The sequence below is a fragment of the Antarcticirhabdus aurantiaca genome (assembly GCF_009765365.1).
Classification (GTDB): domain Bacteria; phylum Pseudomonadota; class Alphaproteobacteria; order Rhizobiales; family Rhizobiaceae; genus Antarcticirhabdus; species Antarcticirhabdus aurantiaca.
In genome coordinates this window covers 1-953 of the sequence record NZ_VTOM01000062.1, presented here as the reverse complement: position 1 = coordinate 953, position 953 = coordinate 1, and the positions used below count along the sequence as shown (strand labels likewise).

Sequence of the window (953 nt, the reverse complement as noted above, 5' to 3'; positions counted from 1 at the left end):
TCTTACTCGACGATGGAGGCGACGATGCCGGCGCCGACGGTGCGGCCGCCTTCGCGGATGGCGAAGCGCAGCTTCTCCTCCATCGCGATCGGAACGATCAGCTTGACGTCCATCGTCACGTTGTCGCCCGGCATCACCATCTCGGTGCCCTCGGGCAGCGTCACCACGCCCGTCACGTCGGTCGTGCGGAAGTAGAACTGCGGGCGGTAGTTGGTGAAGAACGGCGTGTGGCGGCCGCCCTCCTCCTTGGTCAGGATGTAGGCCTCGGCCATGAAGCGCGTGTGCGGCTTCACCGAACCCGGCTTGCACAGGACCTGACCGCGCTCGACGCCCTCACGGTCGACGCCGCGAACCAGCGCGCCGATGTTGTCGCCCGCCTGGCCCTGGTCGAGCAGCTTGCGGAACATCTCGACGCCGGTGACGGTGGTCTTCTTGGTGTCGCGGATGCCGACGATCTCGACTTCCTCGCCGACCTTCACGATGCCGCGCTCGACGCGCCCCGTGACGACCGTGCCGCGGCCCGAGATCGAGAACACGTCCTCGATCGGCATCAGGAAGGGCTGGTCGATCGGACGCTCGGGGGTCGGGATGTAGGCGTCGACCTGGGCCATCAGCTCGCGCACCGCGTTCTCGCCGATCTCCTTGTTGGAGTCTTCGAGAGCGGCAAGAGCCGAGCCCTTGACGATCGGAACGTCGTCGCCGGGGAAGTCGTAGGACGACAGGAGCTCGCGGACCTCGAGCTCAACGAGCTCCAGGAGCTCGGCGTCGTCGACCTGGTCGACCTTGTTCAGGAACACCACGATCGCCGGCACGCCGACCTGGCGGGCGAGAAGGATGTGCTCGCGGGTCTGGGGCATCGGGCCGTCGGCGGCCGAGCACACCAGGATCGCGCCGTCCATCTGCGCCGCGCCCGTGATCATGTTCTTCACGTAGTCGGCGTGGCCGGGGCAGTC

General features: G+C 67.4%; 1 protein-coding gene. It reads right to left on the bottom strand.

The features are described 5' to 3' along the window. Positions 1 to 2: 2 nt before the first annotated feature. Positions 3 to 953, bottom strand: a 951-nt coding sequence (gene tuf, locus FZN60_RS28525) for an elongation factor Tu (protein WP_158877796.1), incomplete at its 5' end; no start/stop codon positions are given.